The sequence below is a fragment of the Bartonella tribocorum genome (genome assembly GCF_002777915.1).
GTDB classification, from domain to species: domain Bacteria; phylum Pseudomonadota; class Alphaproteobacteria; order Rhizobiales; family Rhizobiaceae; genus Bartonella; species Bartonella tribocorum_A.
The window spans coordinates 1-624 of sequence record NZ_NJGE01000092.1 but is presented as its reverse complement, the minus strand read 5'-3'; the positions used below and the strand labels follow the sequence as shown (position 1 = coordinate 624).

The 624-nt window shown below is 38.0% G+C and carries 1 pseudogene; it reads right to left on the bottom strand.

Annotation, left to right across the window (positions count from 1 at the left end):
- Positions 1-624 (bottom strand): annotated as a pseudogene (locus CER18_RS10190) (Vomp family autotransporter); the annotation flags it as partial.

Sequence of the window (624 nt, the reverse complement as noted above, 5' to 3'; positions counted from 1 at the left end):
CTTACCATCAGCAACATTGTGAAGACCTACAGCTGTAGAATCCTTACCTTTACCGAAAGTCACATTCTGATAATCAATTTCATCTTTTTCTTTTTTATCATAATGAATAACCGCTGAGTCATCTGACTGAAGATGATTAATCTGATTGCTTATCTCATTCTTGATATTCGTGAAAGATGTACCAACTCCAGTTAAAGCTTCTGCTACATTCTTATACTCTTGCTCTTCAGATTCACCATTATCCTTAACTGTTTTGACTTTAAAGCTTGGATCAATCCATGCGCCATCCTTATAACCAGCTCCGCCACCTAAGTACGTCGCAACCTTATCATTGGTTTCGTAAAGCTGGGAACCATTAATCGCTTCTGTTGAAGYAGCAGAAATTTCTCCGCCAGCAAGATACTTAATCTTGCTTGCCGTTTTTTCTTTTTCCCCATGTTGTGCACTAAAGGCATTGTCATCCTTACTCCACGATAAAGAATCCTGTGCAACACCCTCTGAGACTTCCTTAATACGATCATTAACATTCTTGATATTTTCATCAAGTCCAGTAAATGCAGAGCCAACATCTTTAAACTCAGCCGAATTTACCTTACCATCAGCATCAACATTGGATAATTTATA